Here is a 17,446-nt window from a genome sequence, read left to right as displayed (position 1 = left end):
GTTTGAATGGATTGATGACGCTCAGCGCGCCACGCGATAGCCGGCGGCGTCGCGGTCCCAGGCGTCGCCGGTAATGCCCTCATCCCGCAAGCGGAACTTGCGGATCTTGCCGTTCTCGGTGCGCGGCAAATCGTCCAGTACGCGCAGATAGCGCGGTACGGCGAAATACGGCATACGGGGCTGGCAGAAGTCCAACAGCGTCTCGGGCGCGATGGCCTGCCCGGTCTTGTAGACCAGCGCCGCCATGACCTCGTCTTCCGCCAGATCGGAACGCACCGCATAGACCGCCACGGCGGCAACCGCCGGATGCGCCAGCAGCACCTGCTCCACCTCGTACGAGGAAATGTTCTCGCCGCGTCGGCGGATGGCGTCCTTCGTGCGGTCCAGGAAGCGGAAATAGCCGTCCGCATCGCGCACCACCCGGTCGCCCGTGTGGAACCAGAGATTGCGCCAGGCTTCCACCGTCTTGTCGTCCATGCCGAAATAACCGGTGGCGATGGCGTATGGGATGTGCGAGCGCAACAGCAATTCGCCCGGCGTGCCGTCTGGCACCGCCGCGTCGTGCTCGTCAGCCGCCATCGCATCGAATTCGGGCGCGACGCGCCCCATCGTGCCCGGCCGCTGCTCGTCCAGCGTGCCGCCCAGCGCGAAGTTGGTTTCGGTCGAGCCGTAGCCTTCCAGCAGCGCGATGCCCGTGCGTTCGGCGAATGCCGCATGGAAGCGTTCGGGCACCCCGGGCGCCAGCGCAATCCGCGCGCGCTGACGCCGTTCGGCTGCGGCAGGCGGCTGCGCCAGCAGCATGGGCACCATGGCGCCCAGCAGATAGGTCACCGTGGCGCCCGTGGCCTCCAGCCGGTCGAAATAGCGGCTGGCCGAGAAGCGCTCGTCGCAGATGATGGTCGCGCCCGTGACCAGCGCCTGGAAGCAGGCGTTCAGGGCATTGGTATGGAACAGCGGCAGGCTCGTGTAGAGCACGTCGCTCTCGGCGATTTCCAGGTTGCGCGCGGCGATCCTGCCCCACCAGTAGAACTGCGCGTGCGGACAGCACACGCCCTTGGACAGTCCGGACGTGCCCGAGGTGTACAGGATGGCCAGCGTATCTCCGGGACCGAGGTCGGCCGCCGGCGGCAGCGGCGTATCCGGCACAGGAGGCGGCGGACACGCGTGCACCGGCAGCGCGTCGGCGTTGCCGTCCAGGAGCCAAATGCGGTTCAAGGCCAGGGACTGCATGTCCAGTGCAGCCAGCGCGGGACAGGACGCGGCATCGGCCACCAGCAAGCGGCAACCGCTGTTGGCCAGGATGTGCTGCAACTGCATGCCGCGCGACGCCGTGTTGATGGGCACCACCACCGCCCCCAGCCAGCCGCAGCCCAGCACGATGGACAGGAATTCATGCCGGTTGCCGGCCATCAGCCCGACCCGGTCGCCCCGGGCGACGCCGGCCGAAGCCAGGCGCGCGGCCCAGTCCGCTGCATGCCCGGGAGCATCGCCGTAGCGCAGTGCGCCGCCTGGCGCCTGCACCCATGTGCGCTCGCCCCATCGGGCGCCCTGCTCCAGCAACAACGACGGCAGTGTCAACGCATGCATGGCGGTGCTTCCCCCTGTGTTGCGGCCATCGGCAAGCGTTGCCCCAGCCTTATGAAATTAGTCTAGGAATCAACTATTTATATGTCAAATTTATGGATATTATTTATCTTATAAATCAAGCTGATATGAGAGGCATGCGTGGACTTCGATCTGAACCTCATGCGGGTTTTCCTGACCGTGCTGCAGGAACGCAGCGTCACGCGCGCGGCGCAGCGCCTGAACCTGACGCAGCCCGCCGTGAGCTACGCGCTGGCGCGCTTGCGCGAAAAATTCGACGACCCCCTGTTCGCGCGCACGGCGTCCGGCATGCAGCCCACGCCGGTCGCGTTTGCCCTGGCCGACCCCATAGAGCGCGGCATGAACAGCTTTGCGGAAGCGGTCAACCTGCGGCAGCGCTTCGAGCCCGCAAGCAGCACCCGGCGCTTTCGCCTGTCCATGTCCGATATCGGTGAAATGGTGTTCCTGCCGTCATTGATGGAACGCGTGCACGCCCTGGCGCCGCGCCTGCAGGTGGAAGTATTGGAGATCCCGCTGGAACGGCTGCCGCAGGCGCTGAAAGACGGCGAGGTCGATCTCGCCATCGGCAACCTGGCCGGGCTGGGCAGCGAGACCTGCCACGCGGAACTGTTCAGCGAACGCTACACCTGCATGGGCAGGCGCGGCCATCCGGTGTTGTCGGCGGGCCTCACCCGTAGCCAATACAAGCGCCTGGACCACATCCTGGTGGCCTCGCGAGCCAGCGCCCACCGCTTGCTGGACGATGTGCTGAGCGAGGCCGGCCTGCCGCGCAGGCCATATCTGACCTTGCCGCATTTCTCGGCGGCCGCCGAGATCGTGCGGCGCACCGATCTCACCATGACCCTGCCGCTGCGGGCCGCGATCTGGTTCAACCACGACGACGCGTTCCAGATACGCCCGCTGCCCATCGCGCTGCCGCCGCTGTCCGTGACGGTGCATTGGCACGCGCGCTTCGAAAGCGATCCGGGCACCGTCTGGCTGCGCCGCCTGGTGGTGGAGACGCTGGCGGACCCGGCCTGAGCCCGCGCAGGCGTGGCGCTTATCGCAACGCGGCCAGCATCAGGTCCAGGTTCTGCACCGCCGCGCCCGACGCGCCCTTGCCCAGGTTGTCGAACACCGCCGTCAGCAGCACCTGGCCGTGCTGCGCATTGCCGTACACGGCCAGGCGCAGGTCGTTGGTGCCATTGAGCGCCTGCGGATCCAGGTGCGTATGGGCGGCCGCGTCCTGCGGCGCCACGACCTGCACGTGGCGCGCGCCCTCGTAATGCTGCTGCAGGCAGGCGTGCAGGCGTTCCATGTCGACGCCCGCCGGCAGCAGGCGCAGCTGCAGCGGCACGGTCAGGACGATGCCCTGGCGATACGCGCCGTAGGCCGGCACGAACACCGGCCGCTGCGTCAGGCCCGCATGCCGCTCGATCTCGGGCGTGTGCTTGTGCGCCAGGCCCAGGCCGTAGAGCTGGAACGCCGGTCCCGGCGCGCCGTCCGCGGCTTCGTAGGCGTCCACCGCCGCGCGCCCGCCGCCCGAATAGCCTGATACCGCGTGCACCACCACCGGATAGTCGGCCGGCACCAGCCCGGCCCGCACCAGCGGACCCAGCAACGCGACCGCGCCCGTGGGATAACAACCCGGGTTGCTGACCCGCAGCGCCTGGGCGATCAGTCCGGCCTGCTCCGCGTTCATTTCCGGAAAGCCATAGACCCAGCCCGGCGTCGTGCGGTGGGCGGAACTGGCGTCTATCACCCGTACCGCGGGATTGACGATGGACGCGGCGGCCTGACGCGCCGGTTCGTCCGGCAGGCAGAGAATGGCGATGTCGCAGCCGTTGATCGCCTGCGCACGGCGTTGCGGGTCCTTGCGTTCCGCCTCGGGCAGCGTCAGCAGCCGCAGGTCCGTGCGCCCATGCAGGCGTTCATGGATCTGCAGGCCGGTGGTGCCCTGGTCGCCGTCGATGAAAACTAGAGGTTGGGTCATGGCGCTTGCGTCCTGGATCAAAGGCGCGCCGGAAGGGGTTCCGGGCGCAGGACTCCATCATCGGCTGGACTGGCAGATAACAAAAGTCGAATATCATGACTATCCAATTCAGCTTTCCTGAACGACACCGCCATGCGTGAAATCAGCCTGGACCGCCTGCGCACCCTGGTTGCCATTGCCGACCTGGGCTCGTTCGCCGACGCGGCGCGCGCGCTGCATCTGGCCCCGCCCACCGTCAGCCTGCATGTGGCCGACCTGGAGGAACGCATTGGCGCGCCGCTGCTCACGCGCAAGCGCGGCCAGGTCCGCCCCACCGCCATCGGCGAAACCCTGCTGGAACGCGCGCGCCGCCTGCTGGCCGATGCCGACCAGGCGCTGGACGACGTGCAGCGGCAGGTGCAGGGCTTGTCCGGGCGCGTGCGGCTGGGCGCTTCCACCGGCGCCATAGCCCACTTGCTGCCGCAGGCCCTGGAAACGCTGGGGCGCAACCATCCCGGCATTGACGTGCAAGTGGCTGTGCTGACTTCGCAGGAAACGCTCCTGCGCCTGGCCGACGGTTCGCTGGACGTGGGCCTGGTGGCCCTGCCCCAGCCGCCGCTGGAAGGCCTGGTGTTGCGCCCCTGGCGGCGCGACCCGGTCATGGCCTTCCTGCCCGCCAGCTGGAAAGCGCCCGCGCGCCTGACGCCGGCCTGGCTGGCCGAACGGCCGCTGATCCTGAACGACGCCAGCACAAGGCTGTCGCGCCTGACGGGCGAATGGTTCGCCGCCGCCGGCCTGAACCCGCGCGCCCGCATCCAGCTGAATTACAACGACGCCATCAAGAGCCTGGTGGCCGCGGGCTACGGCGCCACGCTGCTGCCGCACGAGGCCACCGCGCCGCAGCCGGATCCGCGCATCGAGATGCGCGCGCTGCGGCCGGCCCTTTGGCGTCCGCTGGGCATCGCGCACCGCGCCGGGCAGGTGGAGCAAGCCACCCGGCACGTGCTGGATGTGCTGTGGGAGCTGCGCGCCTCACCCGCCCGCTGAAGGCGTGCGGCGGAAATACGCGGTGCGCTGGCTTTCTTCGCGCAGCCGCCGCGCGCGCGAGCGGAACAGGTCCTTGCGCCCCACGATGCCGACCAGCCGGCCGTTGGCCCGGTCCAGGATGGGTATGCGGCCGGCGCCGGTCAGCGCCATGCGGTCGGCGATCTGGCTGGCCAGTTCCTCGGGATGGCCGTACACCAGGTCGCGGCCTTGCAGGGCCTCGGCCAAGGTGCGCCCGGTCTGCTCGTCGTCGATGGCCCAGGCGAGCGTATCGGCGCGCGTGACTTCGCCTACCACCGCGCCTTCGGCATCCAGCACCGGATAGCTGGTATGCACCGGCTGCGCCGTCGTGAAATGCGCGATGGCCTGCGCCACCGTCCAGTCGGCCGGCAGGGTCTGGACCGGCGTGGTCATCACCTGGCTGACTCGCAGCAGGTCGAAGGGATCCACGCGGTATTCGCGGCTGATATGGTGGCCGCGCCGCGCGATCTTCTCGGTCAGGATGGAACGCTTGAGCAGCAGCACCGTCATCCCATACGCGAACACGCAGGCGGCCAATACTGGCAGCAGCGCGCCCATGTCGCCGGTCAGTTCCACCGCGAACAGGGTCGCGGTCAGCGGCGCGCGCATGGTGCCGCCCATCATTGCGGCCATGCCCAGCAGCGCCCAGAAGCCCGGATCGGCCTGCGGCAGCAACGGCGTGGCCAATGCCCCCAACGCGCCGCCGAATATCAGCAGCGGCGCCAGCACCCCGCCCGAGGTCCCCGACCCCAGCGCGACGGACCAGATGATGACCTTGACCGCCAGAAGCAGCAACACGGCCTGGAATGCCAGGTCGCCCGCCAACAGATGGCGGATGTTGTCGTAGCCCACGCCCAGCGCCGCCGGCTCGATCAAGCCGCCCAGGCCGATCACCAGGCCGCCGAAGGCCGGCCACCACATCCAGTGCAGCGGCAGTTTCTCGAACAGGTCCTCGGCCGCATAGACCATGGAGGTCAGCATGCCCGATCCCAGCCCGGCCAGCACGCCCACGGCGGCGCAGGCCAGCAGATGCGCGGGCGTGAACGCCAGTGAACCCGAATACGCGAATATCGGTCCGCCATCCAGCACGAAGGCGCGCGTGGCCGCCGCCACCAGCGCCGCCATCGCCACCGGCAGGAAGCTGCGCGGCTTCCATTCGAACAGCAGCAGCTCAACCGCCAGCAGCACCGCCGCCAAGGGCGTGGCAAAGATGGCCGTCATGCCCGCGGCCGCGCCGGCCACCAGCAGGGTCTTGCGCTCGCCGTCGTCCAGGTGGATAGTCTGCGCCAGCAGCGAGCCGATGGCGCCGCCCGTCATGATGATCGGGCCTTCGGCCCCGAACGGACCGCCCGTGCCGATGGAGATGGCGGAAGACACGGGCTTCAACACCGCCACCTTGGGCTGGATGCGACTCTTGCCGATCAGGATGGCTTCCATCGCCTCCGGAATCCCGTGGCCGCGGATCTTTTCCGAACCGTAGCGCGCCATGAAGCCGATGATGAGGCAGCCCACCACCGGAATGGCGACCGAAGCCAGGCCCAGGTGGCCTGTCGTGATGGGCTGGTCCTTGAAGGAGAACTGCTGGTGGTACGCCAGATTGGTGCACAGCGCGATCAGCCGCAGCAGGGCCCAGGCCGCGGCTACGCTGGCCAGGCCGACCGGGATGGCCAGGCCCATGAGCAGGACCACGCGTTTGTCCGTGGTGAAGTCGCCCAGGCGCAGCGCGGCCCGGGCGGAGGAAGAAGTGGGAGGCATGTTCGAAGACGGGAAGAATTGCGCAGGGATTTGCGAAATGTCATATATATCGTATCACGACATATATTAGAATCGCCCAGGTGAAACCGCCCTCGCCCCCACCCCAGCTGACCGCCACGGACTACGAGCTCCTGGCCGACTTCCGCTATGCGCTGCGCCGCTTTGCCGCCTTCAGCGAAAACGCCGCCGCCGGGCTGGACCTGATGCCGCAGCAGCACCAGGCCCTGCTCGCCATCAAGGGCACGCGCAAGAACGTCCCTGGCCGCCGCGGCCTGTACGTGGGCGAAATCGCCGAACGCCTCCTGATCCGACCCCACACCGCCGCCGAACTGGTGGGCCGGCTGGCGCGCCTGGATCTGGTCAGCCGCGAGGCGGACCCCGAGGACGGCCGCCGCGTAGAGGTCGTGCTGACCGCGAAGGCCGAGCGCATGCTCGAAGACCTCTCGGCCTCGCACCTGGAAGAACTACGCGCCATGCGCCCGCTGCTGACGCGCCTGCTGACCCGCATCGGCGACGACTCCGGCAACGCCTGATCCACGCCCTGCTGCATAAGCTTATGCAGCGCAGCTTTGCCTCGCGTGATAAATTGTCGCCCCGCGACATATCGATGCGCGAGGAGATCGTTTTGGGTGTAGCAATCAAGCGCTGGCTGGGCTCGTTCGCGCCAGCGCCGGTGGGCGTCAACGGACGCGAGAAGCTCTACGGCGTGCTGGGCGCGCTGCTTGGCCTGTTCTGCACGGAATGGGTGGGCCGCCACGCGCTGGGCGACGCCAGCCCCTGGTTCATCGCCCCCATGGGCGCGTCCGCCGTGCTGCTGTTCGCCGCCCCAGCCAGTCCGCTCGCCCAGCCCTGGTCCATCATGGCCGGCAATCTGGTATCGGCCCTGATCGGCGTCTTCTGCGCCCAGTTCATCCCTGTGCCCGGCGTGGCTGCCGCCGTGGCGGTGGCGCTGGCCATTGGCGCCATGTTCTCTTTGCGCTGCCTGCATCCGCCCAGCGGCGCAGTGGCGCTGACCGCCGTGCTGGGCGGCCCCGCGGTCGCCAGCCTGGGCTACGGCTTTGCGCTCTGGCCCGTGGCGCTGAACTCCGCCATCCTGCTGTGCATCGCCGTGGTCTTCAATGGCGCGCTCAAGCGCAATTATCCGCGCCGCCACGCCGACCCGGCCGCTGGCCACAACACCCGCGACCTCGCGCCCAGCGCTCGCCTGGGCTTCAGCCTGGCCGACCTGGACGACGCGCTCACGCAGCGCGGCGAGCTGCTGGACATCAGCAAGGAAGACCTGGAAGAAATCGTCCTGGCCGCGGAAATGCGCGCCAGCGTGCGCCGCTTCGGCGACGTGCATTGCGCCGACATCATGTCGCGCGACGTAGTCACGGTACAGGCCCAGGACCCGCTGGACTACACCGTGCGCCTGTTCGACAAGCATCGCCTGCAGGCATTGCCGGTGCTGGATTCGGCCGGCCGCTACGCCGGCATGGTCAGCCAGGGCGACGTGCTGGCGCGCCGGACCCGGCTGGCTGCCGTCGCCGTCGATGCGGATGCCGCGCCCGACCTGCTGGTGGCCGATTGCATGCGCAGCGAAGTGCCCTTCGCCACCCCGGGCCTGCCCGTCATCGAACTGGCCCGCCCCATGTCGGACAGCCTGCATTGCGTGCCGGTGCTGGACGAAGCGCGCAACCTGGTCGGACTGGTGACGCAATCTGACCTGGTGGCGGCGCTGTACCAGATCGCGCTCGCGGCCAGCTCGCAGGCGCCGGACCCGGACGCCCAGCGGCTGGCGGCCTGAGCGCCCACCCCTCCGTAGCCCTACGGATTCCTGCCCGCGTTGGCCGCAAGGCATAATTTCAGGCGTGAATCCCCTATCGCGCGCTCGCGCCTTCTTCTGCTGGCTGGTCCTGTTCACCTTCGGCGCCCTCTGGATCGGGCGGCAGGACTATGTGGACCAGTACGAACGCTTCACCCAGAGCACCAGCGTGGCGCAGCGCATGCTGAGCCAAAAAACGGTGCAGCATGAAGCCGTGCTGGCGACGCTGGCCGCCCTTTCCCATCCCCCTGCTCCGGAACGCCTTTATCCCAGCCTGCGGCCGGCCATGCCCCAACTGCTGGGGCTGGGCTACCTGCCTGGCGGCGCCTGGAGCGGCAGCGTGGCGGAACCTCCGGGCCTTGCGGCCGCCGTCGAACGCGCGCGCGGCCTGGGCCGGCCGGTGACGCTGCCAGTGGATAGCGCCCGCTACTGGCTGGTGGCGCCCTCGGGCTGGAGCCTGCTGCTGGACGCCAGCCAGCTGATACCCGCGGCCGACTTTCCTCCCGGCCTTGCCAACCTCACCCTGACGGTGGACCAGACCCCGCTGCGGCTGCTGGACAAGCAGCCCGACGCCGGCAGCCTCGGCTGGCCGCTGGCCCTGCAAAAGCCGCTGGGCGCGGCCAGCCAACCCTTCCAGATGCGCAGCACGCGCACGCTGACGCCCGGCGCCTGGCCCTGGGCCACCTGGCTCGCCTGGGGCCTGGCCAGCGCGCTGCTGGTGGCCGGCGCCGCGGCGTGGCAGCGCTCGCGCGCCCAGGCCCGCCGCCACCAGGAACAACTGCGCCTGGGCGCCATGGCGCGCCTGAGCACGCTGGGCGAAATGGCCGCCGGCATCGCCCATGAACTGAACCAGCCGCTGACCGCCATCCTGGCCCAGACCCGCGCCGCCGAGCGGCTGCTGGACGACGAAGAGGAACGCCCCGCCGTGCGCCACGCGCTATTGGCCAGCGCCGAACAGGCCAAGCGCGCGGCCGAAATCATCAGCCGCATGCGCGCCCTGGTGCAGCCCAGCTCGCCCGCCCGGCGCGAGGCGCTGGACCCCGACGCCTTGGTGGCGTCGCTGCGCTTTCTGCGCGAAACGGAACTGGCCCGGCTAGGCATACGGCTGAGCTGGCACAACGCCAGCCCAGGCGTGCGGCCGCTCGGCGACCGCGTGGCCCTGGAGCAGATCCTGCACAATCTGGTGCAGAACGCCGCCGATGCGCTGGCCGACGTTCCCGGACCGCGCCAGATCTTGCTGGAAGGCCGCGCCGATGGCGACGCCTACCTGTTCAGCGTCAGCGACACCGGCCCCGGCATCGCCGCCGACGCGCTGCCGCGCCTGTTCGCTCCCTTCTACACCACGCGGCCGCAAGGCATGGGCCTGGGCCTGGCGCTGTGCGACACGCTGGCCGGCTCCATGGACGGCCGTATCGCCGCGCGCAATCTCAGCCCGGCAGGCGCCTGCTTCACGGTCAGCCTGCCGCGCGCCGCCGCATGACGACGCAGGAATCTTCCATGTTCGAACAATCCCCGCTGGTCTACCTGGTCGATGACGACGACGCCGTGCGCGACGGCCTGGCGCTGCTGCTGCGCAGCGTCGGCCTGCGCAGCGAGGGCCATGGCGACCCGCAGGCCTTCCTGGCCCGGTTGCACCCGCAGCCCATCGGCTGCGTGGTCCTGGACATCCGCATGCCCGGCATCAGCGGCCTGGACGTGCTGAGCCGGCTGGCCGAGCAATCGGACCTGCCCGTGGTCATGCTGACCGGCCACGCCAACGTGGACCTGTGCCGCCGCGCGTTCAAGGGTGGCGCCATGGAGTTCCTGCAAAAGCCCGTGGACGACGACGTCTTCCTGGACGCCGTGCAGGCCGCCGTGCGCACCCACATCGCCAGCCGCGAAAAACTCGCCGTGACGCAGGCCGCGCAGGAACGGCTGGACAAGCTTTCCGGCCGCGAACGCGATGTGCTGGAACGCGTCGTGCAAGGCCTGAGCAATAAGGAGATCGCGCGCGAATTCGACCTGTCGCCGCGCACGGTGGAGACCTACCGCGCCAACGTCTTCGCCAAGCTGGAAGCGGACAACCTGGCCGGACTGATCCGCGAATACGCAGGGCTGCTGGCCTGAAGGCTGTCGACGCGGCGGGCAGCCTTGCGCAGCCTCCCTCCGTAGCCCTACGGAGGCCCCAGCGTAGCCGACCGAATACCGCCGATCGGCCGTCATCTTTAATCTGCCTGTTCCTGTCACCGACCCACTAAGGACACAGACATGTCGCCCAAATTCATCGCTTTCGCCGCCCTGTTCGCCTGCGCCGGCGCCGCCAACGCCGCCGTGCTCAACGAGAGCAACCTGTCCATGGCCGACGCGCAGAAGCTGGCGACGGCCACCGTCGCCGCCTGCCAGGCCAAGGGCTACAACGTGAGCGCCTCGGTCGTGGACCGCGCCGGCCTGCTCAAGGCCTTCGCCCGCGCCGATAATGCCGGCCCGCACACCATCGAAGCCAGCCGTGCGAAAGCGTTTACCGCCGCGTCCGCCAAGACCCCGACGCTGACGATGCTGGAAAACGTCCAGAAGAATCCCGCCGCAGCCACCCTGACCGACATTCCGGGCTTCCTGGTGCTGGGCGGCGGCGTGCCCGTGAAGGCCGGCTCGGCCGTGATCGGCGCCATCGGCGTGGCGGGCGCACCCGGCGGCAACCTGGACGCGCAATGCGCCGACACCGCCTTGCAGGAAAACGCCGCGCTGTTCAAATAAGCCGCTGCCAACCTGGGCGCGGTGCGTTTGCCGCGCCTGCGGCATCGCGGTAGGCTTGGGGCGCCATGCCCCAGCCGCCCTCCCTATCCCTGCTCGACGCCATCCTGCGCCGCACCACCCGGCGCTATCGCGTGCCGGCCATTTCCCGCATCCCCACGGAAGACGCCCCGCCCGCGACCGCTCTGGCCGTCGCCATCGAACAGGCGCGCCAGTCGGTCGAAGATGGCGCCGCGCCGCCGGCCGCGGTCGAGCGAGCCTTTCTCGACGCCCTGGCGCGCCTGATCCGCGACGCCATGCGCGAGTCCGACGGCGATCCGGCATTCCAGGCCATGCTGCTGCGGCACCGCCTGCCGCTCGTGCGCGAGTATGCCTCCCTGGCCGCGCGCGCAGCCCAGGACCGCCGCGAGATCATTGCCGCCGCCAACGCAATCGCCCATCCCGCCAAGCTTGAACGCATGCCGGCAGGTCTCGCCCGCGACGCCATGGCCGCCTTGCAGGCTGCGGCGGCATCCGACTCCTGGCCGGCGCTGCCCGATGCCGCGCGCCGGCTTCTTGGTTTGTCCGCCGAAGCCCAGCCGGCCTCTGCCGCTCTCGACCGTCTGCTCGCCAGCCCCGCGCTGGATCATCTGCAACGCCTGGACGTCCTGACGGCCGACAGCGATGTGCGCCGCTACCGCGCCTTGTGGGAACAGCAAGGCCCGCGCCCGGGCAGCGCCAGCGCCCTGGCCGAAGGCAACGCCTCGCGGTTGCGCGGCGACGCCGTCGAGGCGCAGGCGCTGCAAGCGCTCCAGGCCCTGGCACGCCGCCTCAACGACGCCGATGGCAGCCCAGCCTACCAGGCCGTGTCATCCATGCGCGTACCGCCTTCGATGCCCGCCAACGCCGACCGCGCCAAGACCGAATGGGATGCCGCGCTGCTGCGCCAGGCGGAAGGCGATGGCGGGCCGCCGGCCTGGGACCTGTGCCTGCTTCTCGAAGCCAAGGCCTCGGCCGACGCAGCCGCCACCGACTTCCCGCGCCTGTTGCGCGGGCTGCGCCTGCTGGCGCAAGCCGATCCGCGGACCGACTACGCCTTCAATACGCGCCAGGGCCGCTTCCCCCTGCGCGGCGCGGCGCTGCGGGCGTTGCCGGCCGAAGGCCCGCGGCTCGATACCACCGTGCTCTATGTCTGCGATGGCCCGGCAGACGCGATCCCGCGCCTGCTCAGCGCCGCCAGCCGCATGCAGCTGCTGTCCGCGACGCCCAGCCTGGAATATGCCGGTCTTCTGGCGCAGGGCCTGGACGCAGCCCGCGATACCTTGGAGCCGGTCTGGCAACAGCTGCTGCAATCGGCGCAATGGACCGGCGTGCTGCAGCAGTACCCGACGCTATGCCAGGCGCGCGAACTGATGACGCACCCGGATGACCTGATGGCCGCGATCACCCCTCACCCTTGAGCTCTCGCTGCACGATTGCGCGCGTGAGCGTCGGCACGAACATCTCGATGAAGTCGAATGCGTAGCCGCGCAGCCAGGCGCCGCGCCGTATCGCCAGACGCGTCAGATTGATCTCGAACAGGTGCCGCGCGTCGATGGCGTACAGGCGCGTATCGCGTTCGGCGTCCCAGGCCACCGAGGCCACGATGCCCAGGCCCAGTCCCAACTCCACATAGGTCTTGATCACGTCCGCATCCATTGCCGTCATGACGATGTCGGGGGTGATGCCGGCGCGTGCGAATGCCTCGTCGATATGGGCGCGACCGGTGTAGCCGCGTCCGTACGTGATGAGGGGATGGCGCGACAGCTGCGACAGCGTGACTCCGTCCTGTTGCCGTTCCAGCGGATGCCCGCGGGGCACGATGATGCTGTGGCTCCAGCGATAGCAAGGCAGGTTGAGGAGTCCTGGATAGTCGGCTACCGCTTCCGTCGCCACACCGATGTCGGCCTCGCCCTCCAGCAGCATTTCCGATACCTGCTTGGGCGAGCCCTGATGCATATGCAGCACCACCTCAGGATAGCGTTCGCGGAACTCCTTGATGACGGGCGGCAAGGCGTAGCGCGCCTGCGAATGGGTGGCAGCGATCGATAGCACGCCTGTTCTGCTGTCGGCGTACTCCGCACCGGCATGGCGGATGTTGTCCGCGCATTGCAGGATCTGTTCGACCAGGGGCAGGATCAGTTCGCCGGGCGGGGTCAGACCGATGAGCCGCTTGCCTGAACGTACGAAGATGTCGACGCCCACCTCTTCCTCGAGCTCGCGGATCTGGCGGCTGACGCCGGGCTGGGACGTATGCAGGCTCTCGGACACGTCGGTCAGGTTGAAGTCCTGCCGCACGGCCTCGCGCACGGAACGCAATTGCTGGAAGTTCATCGCGCCTCAGCCCAGGAAAGCCAGCTGATTGCCGGACGGATCTTTCACGTACATCACGCGGGGTTCGGCCTGCGGCAGCGAACACACGGGATCGAAACCCGCCTGCCTCAGCCGCGCCAGCACCTCGTCATAGGCGCTCGTCCTGAACGCCAGATAGTCCGGCCTGACGCCGCGGCTGACCTTTTCCACCGGCGACAACGAGAGGGTTGCATCGCCCAGCGTGAACAGCAGCCGCTGTCCGTCGATGCCGGACACTTCGTCAAGACCGATCACGTGCCGATAAAACTCGCGGACCTCAGCCTGCCGCCCGGCAAGAAAGGAAAGCTGCACCGATCCGATAGAAAGAATAGTGGACATGTCCTGCCGCCAACCATGGAACAGCGCAAATTCTAGTTTCCGCGGACAGGGTCAGACAAAGAGGTATACGTTGCTTCTACATAGCCTGAAACCCTAAGGCGCGGCGCTCATTTGCATATGTCCGAAGCGGAACTCACGGCGTCCCCTGATGGGCGCGGTGGGTTGCGGCGATTTCAAGCCCCATGCATCCAACATCCTTTCATGCTGCGTCCTGCAGATATGGATATGCGCACACCCCCATCCCCGCGCGACCAGAAAACAAATATCCACATGCGAATTCAATCGTTCTGGCCCGCCTGCGCTTCGGCCAGACTGCCCGCTTCCGTCAAGCAAATTCAGGAAACGCGATGTCCATACCCTCAGTCACCGGACTGGACCACTACATCATCCGGGTGCATGACCTGCAGGCCGCAACCGCCCAATACCAGAAGCTGGGCTTTGCCCTGGCGCCGCAAGGCCGCCACCATCGCGGCACGCGCAACCAGACCCTGATCCTGGACGCCAATTACCTGGAGCTGCTGGCATTCCCGCCGGAGCTGCGCGAGCAGTCGCGCTTTGCGGGCTTTGACGACGCCTATGAAGGCCCGGTCTCCGTCGCGCTGCAGACCACCGACAGCAGCGCCGTGCACGCCGAGCTTGCCCGCCTGGGCATAGACGCCGAAGCGCCGCAGCGCGGCGGCCGTCCGGTGCACCTGCCCGCCGGCAGCGAGGACGCGGCCTGGAACAACACCCAGTTTCCGGCGGGCCTCTTCGCGGTGCCGGACTTCTTCACCTGCGGCCATCTCACGCGCCATCTGGTCTACCGGCCCGAATGGCAGGATCATGCCAACGGCGCCCGCCGCATCGAGTCGCTGATCGCCGTGCATCCCGAGCCGCGCGCCCTGCGCGCCGCGTATGAACGCGTGCTGGGCCCCATTGCCATCAGCGAGCTTCCTGACCAGGGCCTGCAAGTGCGGCGCGGCAGCCTGCGCATCGACTTCCTCGCGCCCGCCGCCTTCGAGCAGCGTTTCCCCCATGTGCGCGTGCCAGCTGGCCTGCCCGCCAGCAGCCAGGGCGGCTGGTTCGCGGGATCGGTCATCGGCGTGCGCGATATCGGGCAGACGCGCGCGTGGCTCGACGCCAACGAGGTCCCGTACCGTACCAACGCGCAGGGCGAACTGGCGGTGGCGCCCGAGCATGCTGCCGGCGCACTGCAAGTCTTCGTGCAGGAGGCATGATGGGCCAGCCCCTGCCCGACTACTGGACCTGCTTTTCCGCCGACTACGCAACAGCGCGCGAGGCCTTCGTGGCCGCCGCCGCGGCGCGGGGCGCCGCGCTCTCGCGCCACGAACATCCCACGGCGCGCGACCCGCAGGGCCGGCCGTTGACCGTAGACGTGGCGGTGCTGGGCCGCCCCGGCGCCGCCCGCACCCATCTGGCCATCAGCGGCACCCACGGCCTCGAAGGCGCGGCCGGCTCGGCGGTGCAGCTCGCGTGGCTGCAGGCGGACGGCGGCCTGCCCTTGCCGGACGGCGTCAACGTGGTGCTGGTACATGCGTTGAATCCCTACGGCTATGCGCACGACACGCGCACCACCGAAAACAATGTCGACCTGAACCGCAATTTCATCGACCACACCCGGGCCGCACCGCCCAACCCGCACTATGCCAGCCTGCATCCGCACCTGATCCCGCAGCACTGGACCGAGGCCGCGCTGGACGCCGGCGCCGAGGCGCTGGACCGCTTCCGCCAGGAGCACGGCGCGGACGCGCTCTTCAACGTCACGGCCAGCGGCCAGTACACGCACCCGGACGGCCTGGTCTATGGCGGCAACGGCCCCGAATGGTCCAACCGCACGCTGCGCCGCATCGTCGACGAGCACCTGGGCGCGAGCGAACGGGTGGCCTTCATCGACTGGCACACCGGCATCGGCGAATTCGGCGAGCCCTTCTTCCTGTGCTTCAACCCCGACGGCAGCGCCGAGCAGGCGCAAGCCGCGGCCTGGTGGGGCGCGGATCGCGTACTGGGGCAGCGCCCGCACGGCCTGGCCCGTCCCGACTACCAGGGACTGGTGTTCCGTGGCGTACAGCAAGCGTTGGGCCAGCGGCCGCTGGCCGGCGCAGTCGTCGAATTCGGCACGCGCGGCCTGCAGATGCGGCCGGCCCTGAGGCTGGACCAATGGCTGCGCTTCAAGTCCCCGGCCGCGCCCGACGCCGCGCGCGATGCGCAGTTGCGGGCGGATCTGGTCGATGCCTTCGTACCCGTGTCCAGCGTCTGGCGCCGCAATGTCGTGGCCCACGGCCTGCAGATCACGCGCCAGGCCATCGCCGGCCTGGCCGCGTGGTGATTCTTTCCCTACCCATACATCAAGAGACTCATGAAAGCCATTGTTTTGCGTGAACACGGCGGCACCGACAAGCTGCGCCTGGAAACCGAATTTCCCGATCCCGTTGCCGGTCCCGACGACGTGGTCATCCGCGTCGGGGCCTCGTCCCTGAACTACCACGACGTGTTCACTCGCCGCGGCATGCCCGGTATCAAATTGCCCTTTCCCGTCATCATCGGCCTGGACGTGGCCGGCGTGGTGGTGCAGACCGGCGCCAACGTGCGCGACTGGAAGGCGGGCGACCGCGTGCTGGTGGACCCGATAGACCGGGTCGATGGCGGCCTGGTGGGCGAGACGATTCATGGCGGCCTGGCCGAACTGTGCCGCGTACCGGCGCACCAGCTGCTGCGTCTGCCCGACGAGGTCAGCTTCGATCAGGCGGCGGCGCTGCCCGTGGCCTACGGCACCGCCCTGCGCATGATGAACCGCATCGGCCAGGTGCAGCCAGGCGAAAAGGTGCTGATCCTGGGCGCCAGCGGCGGCGTGGGCGTGTGCGCCGTGCAATTGGCCAAGCTGGCTGGCGCCGAAGTCATCGCCTGCGCCGGCAGCCCCGAAAAGGCCGAGACGCTGCGCGCCCTGGGCGCCGACCACATCATTCTGTACACCGAGGAAGACTTCCTCAAGGCGGTCCAGGAGCGCTTCGGCAAGCCGTCGCGCCGCCGCAGCGGCAAGCCGGGCGGCGTGGACGTGGTGGTCAACTTCACGGGCGGCGACACCTGGGTCAAATCGTTGCGCTGCCTGCGCCTGGGCGGCCGCCTGCTGACCTGCGGTGCCACCGCGGGCTTCGATCCCAAGGAAGACCTGCGCTATATCTGGACCTTCGAGCTGCAGATCCGCGGCTCCAACGGCTGGGAACGCGAGGACCTGCACGAGCTGCTGGCGCTGGTGCGCGACGGCCGGCTGCGCGTCCACGTGGACCGCAAGTGGCCTCTGGAACAAGGCGCCCAGGCGCTGGCCTCGCTGGAAGATCGCAAGATCGTCGGCAAAGTGCTGGTGTCGGCATGAGCGCGAACCCGAAGGCGCTGACGCCTGCCGCCACCCTCGACGCCGCGGCCATCCAGGCCAGGTTCGACGATTCGCCGTTCATCGCCTGGCTCGGCCTGTCGGTGCGCGACGTGAACCATGAACAGGGAGAACTGACCGTGCTGGCCCCCATGCGCCCGGAATTCGAGCGCGGCGCGGCCAGCGGCCAATGGCATGGCGGCCCGCTGGCCGCGGTGATCGACACCGTCGGCGATTTCGCCGTCGGCATGCTGCTGGGCCGCGGCCTGCCGACCATCAACTTCCGCGTCGACTACCTGCGTCCCGCCGTCAACACCGCGCTGACCGCCGTGGCCCGAGTGCGCCGCAACGGCCGCAGCGTGGGCGTGGCCGACGTGGACCTCTACAACGACCAGGGTGCGCTGGTGGCCATCGGCCGCGCCACCTACGCCACGCTCGCCCAGGGCTGAGCGGGCTCTCA

17 protein-coding genes are annotated in these 17,446 nt (G+C 68.9%); 12 read left to right on the top strand and 5 right to left on the bottom strand.

Annotated elements, in window-relative coordinates:
* Window positions 1-21: 21 nt before the first annotated feature.
* Window positions 22-1,587, bottom strand: a complete 1,566-nt coding sequence (locus tag AC1RHV_RS02550) for an ATP-dependent acyl-CoA ligase (RefSeq protein ID WP_119451523.1) — start codon at window positions 1,585-1,587, stop codon at window positions 22-24.
* A 138-nt stretch (window positions 1,588-1,725) separates the two neighbouring features.
* Between AC1RHV_RS02550 and AC1RHV_RS02545 the strand changes: the two genes are divergently transcribed.
* Window positions 1,726-2,625: a LysR family transcriptional regulator gene (locus AC1RHV_RS02545; protein ID WP_233564613.1), complete on the top strand. Its 900-nt coding sequence runs from the start codon at window positions 1,726-1,728 to the stop codon at window positions 2,623-2,625.
* Window positions 2,626-2,644: 19 nt separating this feature from the next.
* On the opposite strand, the gene argC is transcribed toward AC1RHV_RS02545, so the two are convergent.
* Window positions 2,645-3,577, bottom strand: a complete 933-nt coding sequence (gene argC, locus AC1RHV_RS02540; RefSeq protein ID WP_175213320.1) for an N-acetyl-gamma-glutamyl-phosphate reductase — start codon at window positions 3,575-3,577, stop codon at window positions 2,645-2,647.
* Window positions 3,578-3,709: 132 nt separating this feature from the next.
* On the opposite strand from argC, the gene AC1RHV_RS02535 reads away from it, so the two are divergent.
* Window positions 3,710-4,603 (top strand): LysR family transcriptional regulator, encoded by an 894-nt coding sequence (locus AC1RHV_RS02535; protein WP_119451524.1) that lies wholly within the window; start codon window positions 3,710-3,712, stop codon window positions 4,601-4,603.
* Here AC1RHV_RS02535 and AC1RHV_RS02530 read toward each other — a convergent pair.
* Window positions 4,589-6,376: a chloride channel protein gene (locus AC1RHV_RS02530; protein WP_492299671.1), complete on the bottom strand. Its 1,788-nt coding sequence runs from the start codon at window positions 6,374-6,376 to the stop codon at window positions 4,589-4,591. The two genes, AC1RHV_RS02535 and AC1RHV_RS02530, sit on opposite strands and share 15 nt — an antisense overlap.
* 80 nt (window positions 6,377-6,456) lie before the next feature.
* On the opposite strand from AC1RHV_RS02530, the gene AC1RHV_RS02525 reads away from it, so the two are divergent.
* The 6 genes from AC1RHV_RS02525 (at window position 6,457) to AC1RHV_RS02500 (ending at window position 12,349) form a co-directional block, all read left to right on the top strand.
* A complete protein-coding gene (locus AC1RHV_RS02525; protein WP_054454602.1) occupies window positions 6,457-6,909 on the top strand; it encodes a MarR family winged helix-turn-helix transcriptional regulator in 453 nt (150 codons plus the stop codon).
* A gap of 92 nt (window positions 6,910-7,001) precedes the next feature.
* Complete coding sequence (locus tag AC1RHV_RS02520; RefSeq protein WP_492299670.1) at window positions 7,002-8,162, top strand: HPP family protein; 1,161 nt, start codon at window positions 7,002-7,004, stop codon at window positions 8,160-8,162.
* Window positions 8,163-8,226: 64 nt separating this feature from the next.
* Entirely contained in the window at window positions 8,227-9,660 is a 1,434-nt protein-coding gene (locus AC1RHV_RS02515; RefSeq protein WP_119451526.1) for a sensor histidine kinase, read from the top strand.
* A gap of 17 nt (window positions 9,661-9,677) precedes the next feature.
* The gene (locus AC1RHV_RS02510) at window positions 9,678-10,286 is read left to right on the top strand and encodes a response regulator transcription factor (RefSeq protein ID WP_492299669.1); all 609 of its coding nucleotides are present in this window, start codon (window positions 9,678-9,680) and stop codon (window positions 10,284-10,286) included.
* A gap of 141 nt (window positions 10,287-10,427) precedes the next feature.
* On the top strand, window positions 10,428-10,913 hold the full coding sequence (locus AC1RHV_RS02505) for a GlcG/HbpS family heme-binding protein (protein WP_054454605.1): 486 nt from the start codon (window positions 10,428-10,430) through the stop codon (window positions 10,911-10,913).
* A gap of 65 nt (window positions 10,914-10,978) precedes the next feature.
* A complete protein-coding gene (locus tag AC1RHV_RS02500) occupies window positions 10,979-12,349 on the top strand; it encodes a 3-deoxy-D-arabino-heptulosonate 7-phosphate synthase (RefSeq protein WP_492299668.1) in 1,371 nt (456 codons plus the stop codon).
* Here the strand turns inward: AC1RHV_RS02500 and AC1RHV_RS02495 are convergent.
* Window positions 12,333-13,262: a CysB family HTH-type transcriptional regulator gene (locus AC1RHV_RS02495; RefSeq protein ID WP_125470407.1), complete on the bottom strand. Its 930-nt coding sequence runs from the start codon at window positions 13,260-13,262 to the stop codon at window positions 12,333-12,335. The genes AC1RHV_RS02500 and AC1RHV_RS02495 overlap by 17 nt on opposite strands.
* A gap of 6 nt (window positions 13,263-13,268) precedes the next feature.
* A complete protein-coding gene (locus AC1RHV_RS02490; RefSeq protein WP_175180886.1) occupies window positions 13,269-13,619 on the bottom strand; it encodes a VOC family protein in 351 nt (116 codons plus the stop codon).
* Between the two features lie 347 nt (window positions 13,620-13,966).
* Here AC1RHV_RS02490 and AC1RHV_RS02485 point away from each other — a divergent pair, with 347 nt between their 5' ends.
* Genes AC1RHV_RS02485 through AC1RHV_RS02470 form a run of 4 tightly spaced genes read left to right on the top strand, consistent with a single transcriptional unit; the run spans window position 13,967 to window position 17,435 of the window.
* Window positions 13,967-14,836, top strand: coding sequence for a VOC family protein (locus tag AC1RHV_RS02485; RefSeq protein ID WP_175180885.1), 870 nt, complete (start codon window positions 13,967-13,969; stop codon window positions 14,834-14,836).
* Window positions 14,836-15,945, top strand: a complete 1,110-nt coding sequence (locus AC1RHV_RS02480) for a DUF2817 domain-containing protein (protein ID WP_492300778.1) — start codon at window positions 14,836-14,838, stop codon at window positions 15,943-15,945. Before AC1RHV_RS02485 ends, AC1RHV_RS02480 begins: the two co-directional genes overlap by 1 nt.
* A gap of 30 nt (window positions 15,946-15,975) precedes the next feature.
* Window positions 15,976-16,989 (top strand): quinone oxidoreductase family protein, encoded by a 1,014-nt coding sequence (locus AC1RHV_RS02475; protein WP_346546633.1) that lies wholly within the window; start codon window positions 15,976-15,978, stop codon window positions 16,987-16,989.
* The gene (locus AC1RHV_RS02470; protein ID WP_125470403.1) at window positions 16,986-17,435 is read left to right on the top strand and encodes a PaaI family thioesterase; all 450 of its coding nucleotides are present in this window, start codon (window positions 16,986-16,988) and stop codon (window positions 17,433-17,435) included. Before AC1RHV_RS02475 ends, AC1RHV_RS02470 begins: the two co-directional genes overlap by 4 nt.
* The last annotated feature ends 11 nt before the right edge of the window (window positions 17,436-17,446 follow it).

This window comes from Achromobacter sp. GW823-FHT04E03 (assembly GCF_058796095.1).
This window is presented reverse-complemented; position numbering and strand designations above follow the sequence as displayed.